Genomic DNA, 17,913 nt, shown 5'->3' on the forward strand with positions numbered 1-17,913 from the left:
GCCGGTGAACAACGCGGTGCGATTCGCGTTCTGGGGCGCCAACGGGCCGAGCTGCAGCGCCGTTTCCAGCACCGCGGCCACCCCGGATCCGTCGTCGTTGATGCCAGGCCCGCCACGCGAGCTGTCGAGATGCGCCCCGACCATGATCACTTCGTGCGGAGAACCGGTCTTGGTCTGCGCCAGCACGTTTCGCGAGGTGATCTTGGTGTTCTGGGCGTCCAGCACCAGATGGATGGGCGCGCTCGCGCCGGCGAGCGCGGTCGCGGCGGGCCTGCCCGCGACCGCAACCGGCACGGTCAGCTGCTTGAAGTAGCCCGGATTGAACAACGTCGGCGGGGCGCCCTGGCCGGCGGGCGCACTGAGCACGACCAGCGCGGCCGCGCCCTTGGCCACCGCGCTGTTCTGCTTGTCGACCACCGAACAACGCGCGTCGTCGACGACGGCGATCGAACCCTTGGGCAGCGCGGCCGGGTAATCGCTGGCCGCGCAGCCCGAGGGTTCGGCGGGCCGGACGGGCTGGCCGGTCAGTCCACCGGGCGGTGTCTGGACCAGCAACGACGCCTGGTCGACGGGGTAGCTGCGTCCGGCGATCGTCATCGCCGGCCTGCCCGGGGATACGGTGTACAACCGGTCGAACTGCGGGGTCATCACCTCAAACCCCCTGTCGCGCAGCGCTTTGGCCACGTAGTCGACGCTGGCGTCGTACCCCGGCGTGCCGTCCGCCCGGTTTCCTTTGTTGGCGTTGGCGATGTTCTGCAGCGCGCGCAGGTGGGCGAACGTCCGATCGGCGGTCACTTTTCCGGCCAGGCCGCGACCCAAATCCGGTGCGGCCGCGGGTGATCCCGGCCGTCCCGACGAGCAGCCCGCCAGCAGCGCGGTCGCCAGCAGCAGTGCCGCTCCCAGCCGGCGGGTCATGGCTTCGTGAGCACGTGGCGCGTGCGGTCCTCCATCGCGGGCACCCCGTTGTGGCCGCCGAGGTCTTGGGCGTACAGGCCCACCGCGTACGCAACGCCGCCGCCGTTGACGCCCAGCGCGGCCTTGTCGATGTGGTCGAGGGTGTCGGTCTTCTGATGATAGTTGGGGTCGAACGGCTGGTCGGCGGTCCCGCCCCACAACTTCGCCTGCTCCGCAGACATTTTCACCTCGGCACCGGAGAACAGGCCGCCGGCGGGGATGCCCGCCAGGGTGAACCCGTCGTAGTCGGAACGGCCGTCAAACGACGTGTCCTGCGCGGTTTTTCCGGCCGACTTCAGATAGGCGACCAGCGTGCGCTCGATACCGGCCGATCCCTCCGGCACCACCGGCTGCCCGCGGGCGTCCGCCGGCAGCGACTGGTCCCCGTCATAGGTGAAGTAGCCGGGGTTGGGCGACGCGAGCATGTCGAAATTGAGGTACAGGGCGATGTTTTTGAGCGCAGTCAGGTCGAGTGACTCGACGTAGTTGCGCGATCCGATCAGGCCGAGTTCCTCCGCGCCCCAGAACCCGAACCGCACCGCGTTGCGCACCTGTGGCGAATTACCCAGCCGCAGGGCGGTTTCCAGTATCGCGGCCACTCCCGAACCGTTGTCGTTGATGCCCGGTCCATCCGGCACGCTGTCCAGGTGGGCGCCCGCCATCACGACGTTGGTCGTCGATCCCGTTTTGGTCTGCGCGATCACGTTGCGGGCCTTGAAGCTCTGCACACTCGCCTTCAGCTTGATGGTGGCCGGCCCCGGCTGGGTGCGCAGTTGCACGCCGACGGACTTGGTCACGCTCACCACCGGGATCTTGACGGTCGTGTCCGGCCCGAGCGTGCCGCCCATCTGTTGCTCGTCGACGTTGTCGGCGACGATCATCGCGACCGCGCCGCGCTGCGCCGCGACGTCCTCCTTCTGAGCGAACGGGCACGTGCCGCGGTCCACCAGGACCACGCCACCCTGCACCGGCAGGTTGCCGTAATCCGAGGCCGCGCAACCGGGGCCGTTGTTCGCGGGGATGGCGACCAGCGGCCCGCTCACCCCGTCCGGTGGGGTGCCGAGGCTGAAGTCGAGCGCGTGCGCCTCGACCGGCCTCCCACCGACCGTCACCTCCGGCTTGTCCCCGTGAAACACCCGCGCGGAGAATTCGGGGGTCTGCACGTCGAAGCCGCTGCCGCGCAATGTGTTTACGACGTAGTCGACGCTGGCCTCGTAGCCGGGGGTGCCCACCGCCCTGGTGCCGTTGTTGGCGTTGGCAATCTCCTGGAGCTTTGCCAGGTGGGCCATCATCGCGTCGGCCGTGACCTTGTCGTGCAGCGCGCCGGCGAACTTGGCCGCGTCGGGGTTTCCAGTGGCCTGTTGGGCGTTGGTCGACCGATGGAAGCAGCCGGTCGAGAACGCGGTCATGGCGACCACAACGAGCGCCGCCGGGATCGTCGTGCATTTGTTCACCATCGCGCCCCAGGTTAGACGCCGGGAGGAGCGCCCGGGATCAGGACACGGCGGTATCAGACGTAGAGCGCATTGAACGGCGCAAAGGGAATGTTGCGCACCACAAACCACGCCGCGACCAGCGTCAGCGTCACCACCGCGGCCCAGCGACCGTGCTGCCAGCTCCGGACCCGTCGGCCCACCACCCGTCCATAGGTCCAGGCAAAGTACGCCCAAACCAGCAGCACGACGGCCGCCAGGCCCAACGCGTTGAACCTGGCGGCCGCCATGACGTTGCCGTGCATCAGGGAATACAGCATGCGCAGGCTGCCGCATCCCGGACAGTCGATCCCCAACAGCGCCTTGGTGGGACACACCGGCAGCGGACCGTTGGGAGTGGTCGGGTCACCCGCCCAGATGGCGGCGCACATCAGCGTCGTGGAAGCGGCCACCACCAGCGGTGCTCCCAGACTCAGCGGCGCCGACCCTTGGCGGGTCACCATGGTCGTGAACCGAACTCAGAACATCGCGGCGAGCGCCGCATTGGTGTTCGTGTTGAGCGCGCCGACCGCCATCAGGATGCCGTAGATGATTCCCACGACGACACCGATGACCGCCGACCAGATCACCCATTTCTTGGCGCTCTCGGCCGACGCCTGCGCCTCGGCATAACGGCCCTGCGCCCAGAGACCGTTGACTTGGCTGGACTTGACGATCGCCACGATCCCGAAGGGGAGGCAGCAGAACAGGGTCACCAGGATGGACCACACCAAATAGTTATTCGGCGCTTGCCCGGCGGGCTGCTGCGGCGGGTAACCAGGCGGCGGAGGGGGCGGTGCCGGCGGTTGTGTCATGAAATCTCCAGTCCCGAGAAGTTAGCTGGCGTAAAGCGGTGCTTACCATACCCGAGCACAGTCGCGGCGGCACTAGCAATTTGAAAATCTCCCCTCGTCCCGCTGACGTGCTCCACGACCGTTCCCCCGCGTTAAGCCGCCGTTCTTCTGCCGAAGGAATCCGGTCACACCAAAAGGATTGGCCGAAAATGAGTTTCGAAATCGCGCGGGATCTCCCGTTGCGCTGCGGTGTCGAGAAAGATGCCGAGACAGACAATTGCCAGCGGAATGTGTTGCTTTGTCTGGACATATCCCTACGATCCCTACTTAGCGGAAGTATGTTTCTCCGGTGAGCGACGCCGGTTCCACAACCGCATAGGAGTCAGAGGATGTCCTACCTCAGCAACGCGTCGCGGTTCGCCACGGCCGCGGCGCTCGTGTGCGGTTGCGCCTTAGCGGGCACGGCCACCGCGGCCGCGGATCCCGCGAACACCGGTAGCTCGTCGGACATCAACACGCTTGCGGCATCGCTGTCGAAGGGCTACGGGCTGAACAACTGCACCGCCCAGAGCATCACCACCGGCGAACTGGCGTCGCTGACCTGCGGGCAGAGCCCCGATCCGAGCGGCCCGGTCCAGGCCAAGTACATCCTGTTCAACAACGGCGAAAACCTCGTCGGCTCGTTCAAGGCCAGCATCAAAGACGACGTGCTCGGCGCCTGTGGGGACAGCGGCCAATCCCCAACCAGTTGGCACCAGGGCAGCAACAGCGGCAATGCCGGGCAGGTGGCGTGTGGGACGTATCAGAACGCCGCCGAGATCATCTGGACGTCCGACGCCAAGAACATCCTGAGCTACATCCGCGGATCCAACACCGACGCCGCCGCGCTCTACCAGTGGTGGCGCGCCAACGGCTGACTTCGCAATTGGGGGGGAACGGGTTTCGGCATCACCCATCCAACAACCATAGGGAGTCAACGAAAATGTCACACCTCAACACCGCGCTGCGGGCCGTCTCGGCGGCAGCGGTTACCGGCGGTCTGGTCTTCGCGGCAAGCGCCACCGCGGTCGCGGAACCCAACACCGGCACCGCCGCCGACATGAACACGCTGGCGGCCAACCTGTCGAAGGGCTACGGCCTCAACAACTGCAAGTCGCAGGAGTTGACCGAATCCGGTGAACTGGCCGAGCTCCTGTGCGGGCAAAGCCCCGACCCAAGCGGACCCGGCTCCGGCGTCTACGCCCTCTTCTCCAACGGCACCAACTTGGCCTCCGCGTTCAGTTCCACCATCAAGGACGTGTCCCTGGCCGCGTGCGGGGACGCCGGGCAGTCACCGGGAACCTGGAAGCAGAACGGCCAGACGGGCGGGCAGATCGCCTGCGGCACCTACAAGAACTACGCGACGTTGACGTGGACCACCGACGCGAAGAACGTCCTGGGGCACCTCACCTCGTCCAACTCCGACGTCAACGCCCTCTACCAGTGGTGGCGCACGAACGGCTGACCCTCACCACCGCGCGGACACCAGTTCGGCTACGGCACGCATCCCGGCGGCGTTGGGGTGCAACGGCGCCGCCCGACCCGGTAGCGGCACACCGGGTCTGGTGGTCCACGGCGCGGACGACCACGCGTGGTGCTCCCGGCTGGCCGCCGCTGCGCCGACCACCTCGCAGCCGGTTGCCGTCGCCGCGTCAGCCGTGAGCCGTTCCAGGGTCGTGGCCACGTGGCGCCCGAGGTCGGCGTCGGTGTCCGAGATCGGGCCGGCCGGCATGCCCGCGGGCGGCAGGACGGTCAGGTAGTCGACGAAGAGGACCCGGGCCCGCGGTGCGCGATCGCGCACCGCGAGACCCACCGCGCACAAGGACTCGAACACCGCGTCCAGGGCCTGATTCCGCGCATCCCGGTCCAGCAGCAACGACATCCGCGGACCGAGCAACGGCAGGCGCCGGACGGCTCGCGGCAACGAGGCGGCCATCAGCAGCGGGATGTAGCCGACGTCGTTGCCGCCGATCGTGATGGTCACCAGGCTTTCCGAGCCGTTCAGCGCGGTGATCTGGGGCGGTGCGCCGCGCTGGTGGTCGGCGAGCACGTGAGCGGTGGTCGCGCCGGAAAAGGTGACGTCTACCAGATCGAGGTCGCATCGCTGCGCGACCAGGTGCGCATAGTTGCGCGCCGACCGACCGGAGCCCCAGGGCGCCCCGGTGGCACGGGGCCCGATGCCTGGACCGGCGGCCATTGAACTGCCCAGCGCGACATAGCGTTTCATCGTTCGGGGCTGGACGCCTGCGCCCAGAAGCGTTTGGGAATCCGTCCCGCCCGCCGGGCCAGATAGCCGGCGGTGACGGCGGCGGCCATCGCGGCCGCCATCGTCGCCGGATCGGCGGCGCGGGTCACCGCGGTGGCCAAAAGCACGGCGTCGCAACCCAACTCCATCGCCAGCGCGGCGTCGCTGGCGGTTCCGATGCCGGCGTCGAGCACCACCGGAACGCCGGCCCGGGCGACGATCATCTCGATGTTGTGCGGGTTGGTGATGCCCAGGCCGGTGCCGATCGGCGAACCCAGCGGCATCACCGCCGCGCAACCGGCGTCTTCGAGCCGACGCGCCAACACGGGGTCGTCATTGGTGTAGGGCAGGACGACAAACCCGTCGTCGACCAGTTGCTCTGCGGCCCGGACCAATTCGACCGCGTCGGGCAGCAGCGTGCGCTCGTCGGCGATCACCTCCAGCTTGACCCAGTTGGTGTTGAGCGCCTCGCGGGCCAACTGCGCGGTTAACACCGCCTCCGCCGCGCTGCGGCACCCCGCGGTATTGGGCAGCGGCGTGATGCCGAGCCGGTTGAGCAGATCCAGCAGCCCCGTCCCGCCGTCGGCGTCGACGCGCCGCATCGCGACGGTGGTCAACTCGGTGCCCGACGCGACCAACGCCTCCTCCAGCGCTGCCAGGCTGGTCGCCCCCCCGGTGCCCATGATGAGCCGGGAGGCGAAGCTGCGATCGCCGATCGTGAGTTTCAATTCAGCCACCCTGCACCGCCGTCACCACCTCGAGCCGCGCACCATCGAAAAGCGTTGTCGTCCAATTGGATCGCGGCAACACGGCGTCACCCATCGCCACCGCGACGCCCCGCTCCGGGTAACCCAGCGACTGCAGCAGCGCGGCCACCGTCGTCTGCTCGTCGACATCGACCTGCTGCTCGTTGACCACCACGATCATGACGGCGCTCCGACCGGCGCCAGTTGACCGACGATCTGTTCGGCGGTCCATGGCGCCAGCAGAAACCCGGATCGGCCGTGGCCGCCGGCCACCAGGGTTCGCTCGTCCAGGCGTTGCACCAGGGGCAGGTTGTCCGGTGTCATCGGGCGCAGGCCGGCGGCGCACTCGGCGAGTTCGTACTCGCCGAGCGCGGGCAACACCGCACACGCGTCGTCGAGCAGGTCGCGCACTCCGGAGACCACCGGGGCGGTGTCGCGCCCGTGTTCGTATTGGGTGGCCCCGACCACCACCCCGTCCGCACGGGGAACCAGGTACACCTGCCGCCCGTGCACGCGGGCTCGAATGACGCGCTGCGGCACCGGCATACACCCCCGGCGCCAGCGCAGGCGCAACACCTCGCCCTTGACCGGGCGCACCGGCAGGCCGGGCCAAAGCGCGGGGGCGTCGATGCCGTTGGCGATCACGACCGCGTCGCCGTCGACCGCGGACAGTTCGTGCGCCGGCGGGGCCCATCGCACGCCGAGGCGCTCGCATTCCGCGGCCAGGGCGTCCAGCACCGCGCGGTTGTCCACCGCCAGCTCGGTGGGGGCCCGAAAGCCGTGCCGGATGCCTTGCGCCAGCAGCGGTTCCAGATCCCGGGCGGCCGACTCCCAGACCACCGGATGCCCCTGCGCGGACAGCCAGTCGGCGACGGTGCGCAGGTCGGCGACGTCGGCCCGGTCGACGGCCACCACCAGCGACTCGCGGGCGGTGATCACCTGCGGGGGAAGCCCGTCGGTGAAGCCGCCCTCGCGCCACAGCCGCAGCGACTCCAGCCCCAGCTGCAGCAGCCGCTCCTCACCGGGCCAGCCTTCGCTGTGCGGGGCCAGCATGCCGCCGGCGACCCAGGACGCGCCCCGCTCGGAAGTGCGGTGCACCCGGACCGACCATCCGGCCTGCGCGGCGCGGCGCGCCACCGACAGCCCGATGACGCCCCCGCCGATGACGGCCAACGACCCAGGGTCTGTTGGCATCCTTGGCCTCCCTTCGCCGGCATGACCCGGATCAGGTGTGACGGTAAGGGCAGGTCCCGCTGACCTGGCTGTGCCCACTCTCAGCCCCGCAGATGACTACCCGGGACTCCCGTGTCTGTAAGTTCTTCGGCTTCCACGCTAGCGCGCTAGCGTCGCGGTGTGCATCAGCGAGTTATCCGCCTGGCGGCCGCGCGGTTATATCTGTGTACCGACGCGCGCCGGGAGCGCGGCGATCTGGGCGAGTTCGCCGACGCCGCGCTGGCCGGCGGGGTCGATATCATCCAGCTGCGCGACAAGGGGTCGCCCGGTGAGCAGCGGTTCGGGGCCCTCGAGGCTCGCGACGAGCTGGCGGCGTGCGAGATCCTGGCCGACGCGGCCCGCCGGCACGGCGCCCTGTTCGCGGTGAATGACCGGGCGGACATCGCCCGCGCGGCGGGCGCCGATGTGCTGCACCTCGGGCAGGGTGACCTGCCGCTGGAGGTGGCCCGCGAAATCGTCGGCCCGGACACGCTGCTCGGCCTGTCGAGCCATGACCGCGATCAGGCCGCGGCCGCCGCGGCGGGCGAGGCGGACTATTTCTGCGTCGGCCCGTGCTGGCCCACCCCGACCAAACCGGGGCGGGAGGCGCCGGGCCTGGGGCTGGTGCGGTCGGCCGCCGACCTCGGCGGCGCAAAGCCGTGGTTCGCGATCGGCGGCATCGACGAGCGGCGACTGCCCGAGGTGCTCGCCGCCGGCGCGCGGCGGATCGTGGTGGTGCGGGCGATCACGGCGGCCGCCGACCCGCGGGCCGCGGCGCAGCGGCTCAGTGCGGCGCTTGCAGCAGCGAGCTGATCCGCCGGCTGAGGTGCGACGGCTCCTCGTCGGCGTCCCCGGGCATGCACCAGACGAAGACGCCGTCCTCGATCTCCATCGTGCGGGGCAGGTGCCGCCGCCGTTCGTCGGCGTGGCCCAGGGGCACCAGCGCCGTGGCCGTGCGCAGCCGGTGCCAGCTCGCGGCGAAGCCGGGATGCAGCGGCAGCTCGGCCACCTCGTCCTCGGCGACCCAGCGCATCTCGGCGCTCTCCCCGTTGGGCACGGTGTGCAGCAACTCGGCGGCGTCGGCGACCACCGTGGTATAGGTCCAACGGGCGCCGCCGAGCCCGCCGACCTCGGCCGTGACCACCGTCGACCGCACGGTCAGCAACTCGCCGTGCAGGCCGGCCTCCTCGTGCGCCTCGCGGACCGCGGTCTCCTCCGGCGTCTCGTGGCTGTCGCGGGCGCCGCCCGGCAAACCCCAGGTTCCGCCCTGATGGCTCCACACCGCGCGATGCTGCAGCAGCACCGCCGGGGTGCCGTCCGGCCGCGGGGCCCGCAGCAGCAGACCGGCCGCGCCGTACCGGCCCCAGTAATGGGCGCCGCTGTGGGAGACCACCCAACCGTCACCGTCGCCCTGCACGAGTTCAGGATATGCACGTGATCGCCTGGTCAATTGGTCTGCCTCCACCCATCCGCCGCAACATTCTCTTAGAATTCGCTTATAGAGGTTCGTGCAGCGTTCCGGTGGCCGCGAAAGATGAGGGCTGATAACTCGTGACGGTTGAGCTGGCGCACCCGTCGACCGAGCCGCAGGGGTCGCGGTCGCCGGCCGAACCGGCCCATCCGCGCTGGTGGTTCATTTCCACCACGCCCGGCCGCATCCTGACCATCGGGATCGTCCTGGCGGTGCTCGGCGGCATCTGCGCCTTCGCCACCTCTACCACCATCAACCACCGGCAGCAGGTGTTGACGACGGTGCTCAACCACACCGAGCCGCTGTCGTTCGCCGCTGGGCGGCTGTACACCACCCTGTCGGTGGCCGACGCCGCGGCGGCCACCGCGTTCATCGCCGAGGCCGAGCCACCGCCCGTACGGCAGCGCTACGAGCAGGCCATCACCGACGCGTCGGTCGCGGTGACTCGGGCGTCGAGCGGGCTCACCGACGAACCGCTGGTGCAGCTGCTGGGCCGGATCAACGCCGAACTGGCCGTCTACACCGGCCTGATCGAAATCGCGCGCACCAACAATCGCGAGGGCAACCCGGTCGGGTCGTCGTATCTGTCGGAGGCCTCGGGCCTGATGCAGTCGACGATCCTGCCGGACGCGGCGCAGCTGTATCAGGCCACGTCGGAACGGGTGGACGCGGAAACCACCGCGTCGACGCAGATCCCGGCGCCGGTCATCCTGGTGGTCAGCGCCACCGCGGTCTTCGGCATCTTCGCCCACCGATGGCTGGCCAGGCGCACCCGGCGCCGAATCAACCCCGGCCTGGTCGTGGGCGGCCTCGCTATCCTCGTCATGGTGGTATGGGTCGGAACAGCGCTGACCATCTCCACGGCCGCCAGCCGTAGCGCCAAGAACACGGCCGCCGACTCGCTGCGGATCGTGACCAACGTCGCGATCACCGCCCAGCAGGCGCGGGCCGACGAGACGCTATCGCTGATCCGCCGCGGGGACGAGGAGAAGCGCAAGCAGTCGTTCTATCAGCGGATCGACTCCATGCACCAACAGCTGGACCAGTACATGGTCCGCAGCGACGCCGTCGACAAACCCGACCTGGAGGGCGCCAACCAGCTGCTGCTGCGCTGGCGGCAGGCGAACGACCGGATCAACTCCTACATCTCGGTGGGCAACTACCGGGCGGCCACGCAGGTTGCCCTGGGCAGCAGCGAGGACGACTCCACGCCGGCGTTCGACAAGCTCGAGGACCAGCTGGTGAAGGCCATCGACCAGAGCCGCACCCACCTGCGCAACGACGTCCTCAACGCGCGCAGCGGGCTGTCCGGCGCCCAGGTCGGCGGCGTGGTGCTCAGCCTCGGGGCCGCCATCGCGGTGGCGCTGGGCTTGTGGCCGCGGCTGAGAGAATACCGATGAGAACGCGGCTGGCGCGGTCGCGGCGGGCGGGCGCCGTCCTCGCGACGGCGGCCGTGCTGGCCGGATGCGGGCACACCGAATCGCTGACGGTGGCCAACGTGCCGACGCTGCCGCCGCCCACCCCGGTCGGCATGCAACAACTGCCGCCGGAGCCGCCGCTGCCGGCGGACGACCCGGCCCAGGGCTGCGACCTGACCGCGAGCCTGCGGCCCTTCCCCACCAAGGCCCAGGCCGACGCCGCGGTCGCCGACATCCGCGCCCGCGGCCGGCTGATCGTCGGGCTCGACATCGGCAGCAACCTGTTCAGCTTCCGCGACCCGATCACCGGCGAGATCACCGGTTTCGACGTCGACATCGCCGGTGAGATCGCGCGTGACATCTTCGGCGCCCCGTCGCACGTCGAATACCGCATCCTGTCGTCCGACGAGCGCGTCACCGCGCTGCAGAACTCCGAGGTCGACGTGGTGGTCAAGACCATGACGATCACCTGCGACCGGCGCAAGCAGGTGAACTTCTCGACCGTCTACCTCGACGCCAACCAGCGCATCCTGGCCCCGCGCGATTCGCCGATCACCAAGGTGGGCGACCTGTCCGGCAAGCGGGTCTGCGTGGCTAAGGGCACGACGTCGCTGCACCGGATCCGCCAGATCGACCCGCCGCCGATCGTCGTGTCGGTGGTCAACTGGGCCGACTGTCTGGTGGCGATGCAGCAGCGCGAGATCGACGCCGTCAGCACCGACGATTCGATCCTGGCCGGGCTGGTCGAAGAGGACCCGTATCTGCACATCGTCGGCCCGAACATGGCGACCCAGCCGTACGGGATCGGCGTCAACCTGACCAACACGCCACTGGTGCGGTTCGTCAACGGCACGCTGGAGCGGATCCGTCGGGACGGTACGTGGAACACGTTGTACCGCAAGTGGTTAACGGTGCTGGGGCCGGCACCCGCCCCGCCCACGCCGAGGTACTTGGACTGATGACCGAGTCAGAGAAGACCGAACAGCCGGAATCCGGCTCCGAAGACGTGAGCCCGGGCACCCAACCGCCGGACACGCAGGGCGGTGGCCCGACGACGGGGCGCATTCAGGCCACCCAGGCGCTGTTCCGTCCCGATTTCGACGACGATGACGACGACTTCCCGCACATCTCGCTCGGCACCATGGACAGCGAGCCGCAGGACCGGCTGACGATCGGGACTCGGGTGCTGCCGCCGGTCAGACACCTCGGCGGCGGACTGGTCGAGATCCCCCGGGTCCGCGACATCGACCCGGTCGAGGCCCTGATGACCAACCCGGTGGTGCCGGAGGCCAAGCGGTTCTGCTGGAACTGCGGAAAGCCCGTCGGCCGCTCCGGCAAAAAGAGCAAGGGGACGTCCGAGGGCTGGTGCCCCGCCTGCGGCAGTGCGTATTCGTTTCTCCCACAACTGAATCCGGGAGACATCGTCGCCAACCAGTACGAGGTGAAGGGCTGCATCGCGCACGGCGGCCTGGGGTGGGTGTATCTCGCTGTCGACCACAACGTCAACGACCGCCCGGTGGTCCTCAAAGGCTTGGTGCACTCCGGCGACGCCGAGGCGCAGGCGATCGCGATGGCCGAACGGCAGTTCCTCGCCGAAGTGGTGCACCCCCAGATCGTGCAGATCTTCAACTTCGTCGAGCACAAGGACCGGAACGGCAACCCGGTCGGCTACATCGTCATGGAGTACATCGGCGGGCAGCCGCTCAAGCACAGCAAAGACAAGAAGCTGCCCGTCGCCGAGGCCATCGCCTACCTGCTGGAGATCCTGCCGGCGCTGACCTATCTGCACTCCATCGGCTTGGTCTACAACGACCTCAAGCCGGAGAACATCATGCTCACCGAGGAGCAACTCAAGCTGATCGACCTGGGCGCGGTGTCGCGGGTCAATTCCTTCGGCTACCTCTACGGCACCCCGGGCTTCCAGGCGCCCGAGATCGTGCGGACCGGCCCGACGATCGCGACCGACATCTACACCGTGGGGCGCACCCTCGCCGCGCTCACGGTGAACCTGCCGACCCGCAACGGCCGCTACGTAGACGGCCTGCCCGAAGACGACCCCGTGCTGAAGACCTACGACTCGTTCCGCCGGTTGCTGCGCCGGGCCACCGATCCCGACCCGCGGCGCCGGTTCGGCAGCACCGAGGAGATGTCCGCCCAGCTGATGGGCGTGCTGCGCGAGGTGGTCGCCCAGGACACCGGGATACCGCGGCCTGGCCTGTCGACGGTCTTTTCCCCCAGCCGCTCGACGTTCGGCGTCGACCTGCTCGTCGCGCACACCGACGTCTACCTGGACGGCCAGGTCCACTCGGAGCGGCTGACGGCCCGCGAGATCGTCACCGCGCTGCAGGTGCCGCTAGTCGATCCGGCCGACGTCGCCGCTCCCGTCCTGCAGGCGACGGTGCTCTCCCAGCCGGTGCAGACCCTGGACTCGCTGCGCGCGGCCCGGCACGGCACGCTGGACGCCGACGGCGTCGAGGTCTCCGAATCGATCGAATTGCCGCTGATGGAGGTCCGCGCGCTGCTGGACCTGGGCGACGTGGCCAAGGCCACCAGGAAGCTGGACGACCTCGCCGAGCGGGTGGGCTGGCAATGGCGATTAGTCTGGTACAAGGCCGTCGCCGAGCTCCTCACCGGCGACTACGATTCCGCCACAACGCATTTCACCGAGGTGCTGGACACCTTCCCCGGCGAGCTGGCGCCCAAGCTGGCGTTGGCCGCGACGGCCGAGCTGGCCGGCGACGTGGACGAGCAGAAGTACTACCAAACGGTGTGGAAGACCAACGACGGGGTGATCTCGGCGGCTTTCGGGCTGGCCAGATGGCTTTCCACCGAGGGTGATCGAGCCGCAGCGGTGCGCACCCTGGACGAGGTGCCGCCCACCTCAAGGCATTTCACCACCGCGCGCCTCACCAGCGCCGTCACCCTGCTGTCCGGGCGGACGAAGAGCGAGATCAGCGAGGAGGACATCCGCGACGCCGCCCGGCGTGTGGAGGCGCTGCCGCCGACCGAACCGCGGGTGCTGCAGATCCGCGCGCTGGTGCTGGGTTGCGCGATGGACTGGCTGGAGGACAACAAGGCCAGCACCAACCACATCCTCGGCTTCCCGTTCACCGAGCACGGGCTACGGCTGGGCGTCGAGGCCGCGCTGCGCAACCTGGCCCGCGTCGCGCCCACCCAGCGCCATCGCTACGCGCTGGTGGACATGGCGAACAGAGTGCGGCCGACGAGCACGTTCTAGGACGCGCTTCTCCCTTTCGCGTCGAGTGTGCGTCCAGGGCGGCGACGCGCCGGTGAACCCCGCCCTCAGCGCACACTCAATGCCGTGACCGCACACTCGATGCGGCCAGCGCGTCCCGAACCCTGCGCACGATTGCGGCGGGCCGGTCCTCCGCGACGACCCGGACAACGATCCATCCCATCCGCTCCAGGGTTTCGGTCCGCCGAATGTCCTTGACGTATTGCCGTCGGTCGGTGCGGTGTTGGTCGCCGTCGTATTCGACGGCGACCATGGCGTCCTCCCAGCCCAAATCCAGGAAGGCAAACGGGATGCCGTCGTCACCCAGCACCGGCACCTGGGTCCGCGGCCGCGGCAGACCGGCGTCGATGAGGAGCAGCCGCAAATAGCTCTCCCTGGGCGACTGGGCACCGGCGTCGACCAGCTCCAGGGCGGCTTCCAGCCGCCGGAGGCCGGGCGAGCGGGGGTGGCAGCGCGCCACGCGCAGCACGTCGTCGGCCTTGAAACCCGTCGCCCTGGCCAGCGCGTCGAGTCGCACCACGGCCGAGCGCACCGCGCCATGGCGGCCGATGTCGAAGGCGGTGCGTTCGGGCGTGGTGACCCGGTAACCGCCCATCGTCTGCGTCTCCCCGTCGAGCAGCGCGTATCGCCGCGTCAGCACCCCGCGTGGCGCACGGGGAGTGGTGTGCGCGAGCTCGACGGGCACGTCGTCGGGAATCCATTCGGCGCCATGCAATCTGGCGGCCGCCGCCCCGACGACCGTCGCGCGGCGTCCGGACCACAGCCAGGCCGCCAGGATCCGCTGTTCAAGCGACGGCTCGACGCCCAGCGAGAAGTAGACGTTCGGAAGCAGCGCGCGGTAGTGCGTTCTCAGTTGATGCCGGGTCACCGCCCCGGACGCCAGCGCCTCGTTGCCGATGAACGGTTCTTCCATGCCGGGCACACTCGCACGTGAGCACCCGGCGGGGCGTGCGGCCATCCACAGGGCCCTCTTCTGCGTCGAGTGTGCGTCCAGGGCGGCGACACGCCGGTGAACCCCGCCGTCAGCGCACACTCAAAGTCGTGTACGCACACTCAACGGTTTAGCTCCACAACGCACTCGCGGGCGATGGCGAGTTCTTCGTTGGTGGGTATCACGAGCACGGTGATCGGCGACGTCTCGGCGGAGATCTGCCGGGCGCCCTTGCCGCCACCGAGGTTGCGGCGCTCGTCGAGCACGATCCCCAACTCCTCCAGCCCGGCCACCGCGTCGCGGCGCACCGCCGCGTCGTTTTCCCCGATGCCGGCGGTAAAGGTGATGACATCGGTGTGCCCCAGCACCGCCAGATAGGCGCCGATGTACTTGCGCAGCCGGTGGGTGAACACGCTGTAGGCCAATTGGGCTGCGGCGTCGCCCGATTCGATCATGGTGCGCAACCGGCGGAAGTCGCGCTCGCCGGACAGGCCCAGCATCCCCGACCGCTGATTGAGCATGGACTCGACCTCGTCGACGCCCATCTTCGCGGTGTGGCAGAGATAACTGACGATGCTGGGGTCGATGTCACCGCTGCGGGTGCCCATCACCAGACCCTCCAGCGGGGTCAGGCCCATCGACGTGTCGAGGGGTCGGGTGCCGGCGATCGCCGAGGCGGAGCAGCCGTTACCCAGATGCAGCACAATCTGTTTCAGGCCGCGCAGCGGCCGGCCCAGGAAGGCGGCGGCCTGTTCGCTCACATACCGGTGCGACGTGCCGTGGAACCCGTAGCGGCGGATCCGCCAGCGTTCCGCCAGGCCGCGGTCGATGGCATAGGTCGCGGCCGCGGGCGGCATGTCATGGAAGAACGCCGTGTCGAACACCGCGATGTGGGGAACGTCCGGCAGCAGCTTGCGCGCCACCTCGATCCCTTTGACCGCGGGGGGATTGTGCAGCGGCGCCAGTTCCGACAATTCGTCCAGTTTGTCGAGCACCGCGTCATCCACCGGTGTGGGCTTGTAGAACGTCTGGCCGCCGTGCACCACCCGGTGGCCCACCGCCACCAAATCGCAAGCGCGCAGGTCGATTCCCTGATCGGACAGTGCGTCGAACGCTTGCCGCAGCGCCGTGTCGTGGTCGCGCACCGGGGACGACTCCTCCCCGATGCGTTCGACGTTGCCCGTCGCCCGGGCCTCGCCGGAGTCGGGGTCGACCAACTGGTATTTCAGCGAAGACGAGCCGGAGTTGATCACCAGCACCGTGCGGTTGGCGTTAACCACGGGCACCCTGTGCCTGAATCGCGGTGATGGCAACCGTGTTCACGATGTCTTCGACCAGCGCACCCCGGGACAGGTCGTTCACCGGCTTGCGTAAGCCCTGCAGCACCGGCCCTATCGCGATCGCCCCGGCACTGCGCTGCACCGCCTTGTAGGTGTTGTTGCCGGTGTTGAGGTCGGGAAAGATCAGCACGGTGGCGCGCCCGGCCACCGGCGAGTCCCGCAGTTTGGCGGCCGCGACCGACGGCTCGATCGCGGCGTCGTACTGGATCGGACCCTCGACGGGCAGGTCGGGCGCCCGGGAACGCACCAGTTCGGTTGCGGCTCGGACTTTTTCCACGTCGGCTCCGGCCCCGGAGTCGCCGGTGGAATAGGACAGCATGGCCACCCGCGGCTCGATGCCGAATCGTGCGGCGGTGCGCGACGACGAGATGGCGATGTCGGCCAGCTGCTCCGGTGTCGGGTTGGGAACGATCGCGCAGTCACCGTAGGCCAGCACCCGATCGGGCAGGCACATGAAGAAGACGCTGGAAACGGTGGAGACGTCGGGCATGGTCTTGATGATCTCGAACGCAGGCCGAACGGTGTGCGCCGTGGTGTGCGCGGCGCCGGACACCATCCCGTCGACCATGCCGTTGTAGACCATCATGGTGCCGAAGTATGTGGCGTCGCGCATGATCTCGCGGGCATGCTCGACCGTGATTCCTTTGGCCTTGCGCAACTCGGCGTACTGGTCGGCGAACCCGTCGCGCAGGTCGCTGGTCAGCGGGTCGATCACCTTCGTGTCGCCGAGGTCGACTCCGAGTTCGGCTGCGCGCAAACGAATTTCGGCCTCGTCACCGAGGATCGTCAGGTCGGCGATCTGGCGCTGCAGCAGGCGGCCGGCCGACTTGAGGATACGGTCGTCGTCGCCCTCGGGGAGCACGATGCGCTTGCGATCCGCGCGAGCCAACAGGTGCAGGCGGTGGGTGAACATCTGCGGGGTGGTCACGGTTGGGATCGGAATGGCGAGCTGGGCCAACATATCCCCGATGTCGACGTAGCGGTCCATCAGTTCCAGCGCGGTGTCGATCTTGCGCTGCGAGCTCGCCGTCACCCGGCCGCGAGCCGAGGCCGCGGCGCTGGCCGTGTCGTAGGTGCCGAGCTTGGTGGTGACGATGGGCAGCCGGAGCCGCAGTCCGGCCACCAGGGCGCTGATCGACGGATGCAGCTCGAACCCGCCGTTGAGCACCATGCACGACAGGGACGGAAAGCCTTCGGCCGCATGGGCGCTGGCCACCGCCAGCACCACGTCCGAGCGGTCGCCGGGGGTGATGACCGCGACGCCGTCTGACAGCCGTTCGAGCACGTGGTCGGCGGTCATCCCCGCGACCATCACGCCCAGCACTTCACGTCCCAGCAGCGCGGTGTCCCCACTGACCAGCGTTCCGTCCACCGCCTTCTGGAGGTCGGCGACCGCGGGCGCGGGCAGCAGCGGCTCGTTCGGGAGCACGTAACTCTGCGGGGTGAACGCGCGCAGCGCCTCGGCGACGGCGCTCATGTGCGACGGTTCGCAGCGGTTGGCCACCACCGCCGCGGTGTGGGCGTGCTGGGCGGCCAGGTCGTCCAGACACGACTGCACGACATGGACGACGTCCTCGGCCGTGCGCCCCTTGGCCCGCACCACCAAAAGCACAGGTGCGCCGAGGTTGACCGCGATGCGCGCGTTGAACGAAAGTTCGGCGGGGCTGGCGACGTCGGTGTAGTCACTGCCGACGATCACCACGGCGTCGCACGCTTCGGCCATCGCGTGGTACCGGTCGACGATGTCGGCGAGCGCGGCGTCGCGATCGGCGTGCAGCTCCTGATAGGTCACACCCACGCACCGCTCGTAGGGCAGGCCCGCGGTGCTGTGCGCCAGCAGCAGCTCGAGGATGTAGTCGCGGTCTTCCCCGAACCGGGTGATCGGCCGGAACACCCCGACCTTGGCCACGTTCGCGGCGAGGTGGTGCATGATCCCCAACGCGATCGCCGACTTGCCGGTGTCCCCCTCGGGCGCCGCGATGTAGATCGCGGAGGGTTGGGAATCCGGCCGGGAGGCGTCGGACACGCTGAACGC

At 69.1% G+C, this 17,913-nt stretch carries 18 protein-coding genes and 1 riboswitch; of the genes, 6 read left to right on the forward strand and 12 right to left on the reverse strand.

Annotated elements, in window-relative coordinates:
• The 4 genes from A5711_RS02745 to A5711_RS02760 all read right to left on the reverse strand — a co-directional run.
• A partial coding sequence (locus A5711_RS02745) for a M28 family peptidase (protein WP_156744744.1) occupies positions 1–915 on the reverse strand: 915 nt, incomplete at its 3' end.
• The gene (locus A5711_RS02750; RefSeq protein ID WP_067943841.1) at positions 912–2,411 is read right to left on the reverse strand and encodes a M28 family metallopeptidase; all 1,500 of its coding nucleotides are present in this window, start codon (positions 2,409–2,411) and stop codon (positions 912–914) included. The genes A5711_RS02750 and A5711_RS02745, both read right to left, overlap by 4 nt.
• Before the next feature lie 53 nt (positions 2,412–2,464).
• A complete protein-coding gene (locus A5711_RS02755) occupies positions 2,465–2,890 on the reverse strand; it encodes a DUF2752 domain-containing protein (protein WP_067943844.1) in 426 nt (141 codons plus the stop codon).
• Positions 2,891–2,905: 15 nt separating this feature from the next.
• The gene (locus tag A5711_RS02760; RefSeq protein WP_067264203.1) at positions 2,906–3,241 is read right to left on the reverse strand and encodes a CD225/dispanin family protein; all 336 of its coding nucleotides are present in this window, start codon (positions 3,239–3,241) and stop codon (positions 2,906–2,908) included.
• A 368-nt stretch (positions 3,242–3,609) separates the two neighbouring features.
• Between A5711_RS02760 and A5711_RS02765 the strand changes: the two genes are divergently transcribed.
• Complete coding sequence (locus tag A5711_RS02765) at positions 3,610–4,137, forward strand: serine/threonine protein kinase (RefSeq protein WP_067943846.1); 528 nt, start codon at positions 3,610–3,612, stop codon at positions 4,135–4,137.
• Positions 4,138–4,202: 65 nt separating this feature from the next.
• Positions 4,203–4,724: a serine/threonine protein kinase gene (locus tag A5711_RS02770; RefSeq protein ID WP_067943847.1), complete on the forward strand. Its 522-nt coding sequence runs from the start codon at positions 4,203–4,205 to the stop codon at positions 4,722–4,724.
• A gap of 3 nt (positions 4,725–4,727) precedes the next feature.
• Here the strand turns inward: A5711_RS02770 and A5711_RS02775 are convergent, their stop codons facing one another.
• The 4 genes from A5711_RS02775 to thiO all read right to left on the reverse strand — a co-directional run bounded on the left by A5711_RS02775 (position 4,728) and on the right by thiO (position 7,444).
• Positions 4,728–5,486, reverse strand: a complete 759-nt coding sequence (locus tag A5711_RS02775) for an SGNH/GDSL hydrolase family protein (protein ID WP_067943849.1) — start codon at positions 5,484–5,486, stop codon at positions 4,728–4,730.
• Positions 5,483–6,241 (reverse strand): thiazole synthase, encoded by a 759-nt coding sequence (locus A5711_RS02780; protein WP_067943851.1) that lies wholly within the window; start codon positions 6,239–6,241, stop codon positions 5,483–5,485. The genes A5711_RS02775 and A5711_RS02780 overlap by 4 nt, the downstream gene beginning before the upstream one ends.
• The gene (gene thiS, locus A5711_RS02785) at positions 6,234–6,431 is read right to left on the reverse strand and encodes a sulfur carrier protein ThiS (RefSeq protein WP_067943854.1); all 198 of its coding nucleotides are present in this window, start codon (positions 6,429–6,431) and stop codon (positions 6,234–6,236) included. The genes A5711_RS02780 and thiS overlap by 8 nt, the downstream gene beginning before the upstream one ends.
• On the reverse strand, positions 6,428–7,444 hold the full coding sequence (gene thiO, locus A5711_RS02790; RefSeq protein WP_067943856.1) for a glycine oxidase ThiO: 1,017 nt from the start codon (positions 7,442–7,444) through the stop codon (positions 6,428–6,430). Before thiO ends, thiS begins: the two co-directional genes overlap by 4 nt.
• Positions 7,436–7,567, reverse strand: a riboswitch (TPP riboswitch). It overlaps the preceding gene by 9 nt.
• 36 nt (positions 7,568–7,603) lie before the next feature.
• Between thiO and thiE the strand changes: the two genes are divergently transcribed.
• Positions 7,604–8,275 (forward strand): thiamine phosphate synthase, encoded by a 672-nt coding sequence (gene thiE, locus A5711_RS02795; RefSeq protein WP_067943858.1) that lies wholly within the window; start codon positions 7,604–7,606, stop codon positions 8,273–8,275.
• On the opposite strand, the gene A5711_RS02800 is transcribed toward thiE, so the two are convergent.
• Complete coding sequence (locus tag A5711_RS02800) at positions 8,247–8,879, reverse strand: NUDIX hydrolase (RefSeq protein WP_067943860.1); 633 nt, start codon at positions 8,877–8,879, stop codon at positions 8,247–8,249. The genes thiE and A5711_RS02800 overlap by 29 nt on opposite strands.
• A gap of 134 nt (positions 8,880–9,013) precedes the next feature.
• On the opposite strand from A5711_RS02800, the gene glnX reads away from it, so the two are divergent.
• The 3 genes from glnX to A5711_RS02815 are packed head-to-tail and all read left to right on the forward strand — an operon-like array spanning position 9,014 to position 13,589.
• On the forward strand, positions 9,014–10,333 hold the full coding sequence (gene glnX, locus A5711_RS02805; RefSeq protein ID WP_067943862.1) for a protein kinase G-activating protein GlnX: 1,320 nt from the start codon (positions 9,014–9,016) through the stop codon (positions 10,331–10,333).
• Complete coding sequence (locus tag A5711_RS02810) at positions 10,330–11,310, forward strand: glutamate ABC transporter substrate-binding protein (RefSeq protein WP_067943864.1); 981 nt, start codon at positions 10,330–10,332, stop codon at positions 11,308–11,310. The genes glnX and A5711_RS02810 overlap by 4 nt, the downstream gene beginning before the upstream one ends.
• On the forward strand, positions 11,310–13,589 hold the full coding sequence (locus tag A5711_RS02815) for a serine/threonine-protein kinase PknG (protein WP_067943866.1): 2,280 nt from the start codon (positions 11,310–11,312) through the stop codon (positions 13,587–13,589). The genes A5711_RS02810 and A5711_RS02815 overlap by 1 nt, the downstream gene beginning before the upstream one ends.
• 76 nt (positions 13,590–13,665) lie before the next feature.
• Here A5711_RS02815 and A5711_RS02820 read toward each other — a convergent pair whose 3' ends face one another.
• The 3 genes from A5711_RS02820 to pta form a co-directional block, all read right to left on the reverse strand.
• Positions 13,666–14,520 (reverse strand): DUF559 domain-containing protein, encoded by an 855-nt coding sequence (locus tag A5711_RS02820; RefSeq protein ID WP_067943868.1) that lies wholly within the window; start codon positions 14,518–14,520, stop codon positions 13,666–13,668.
• A 140-nt stretch (positions 14,521–14,660) separates the two neighbouring features.
• The gene (locus tag A5711_RS02825) at positions 14,661–15,818 is read right to left on the reverse strand and encodes an acetate kinase (RefSeq protein ID WP_156744746.1); all 1,158 of its coding nucleotides are present in this window, start codon (positions 15,816–15,818) and stop codon (positions 14,661–14,663) included.
• A complete protein-coding gene (gene pta / locus A5711_RS02830) occupies positions 15,811–17,904 on the reverse strand; it encodes a phosphate acetyltransferase (RefSeq protein ID WP_067943870.1) in 2,094 nt (697 codons plus the stop codon). Before pta ends, A5711_RS02825 begins: the two co-directional genes overlap by 8 nt.
• Positions 17,905–17,913 lie beyond the last annotated feature (9 nt).

Origin of the sequence: Mycobacterium sp. E2238, from assembly GCF_001672665.1 — a bacterium.
Taxonomy (GTDB): Bacteria; Actinomycetota; Actinomycetes; order Mycobacteriales; family Mycobacteriaceae; genus Mycobacterium.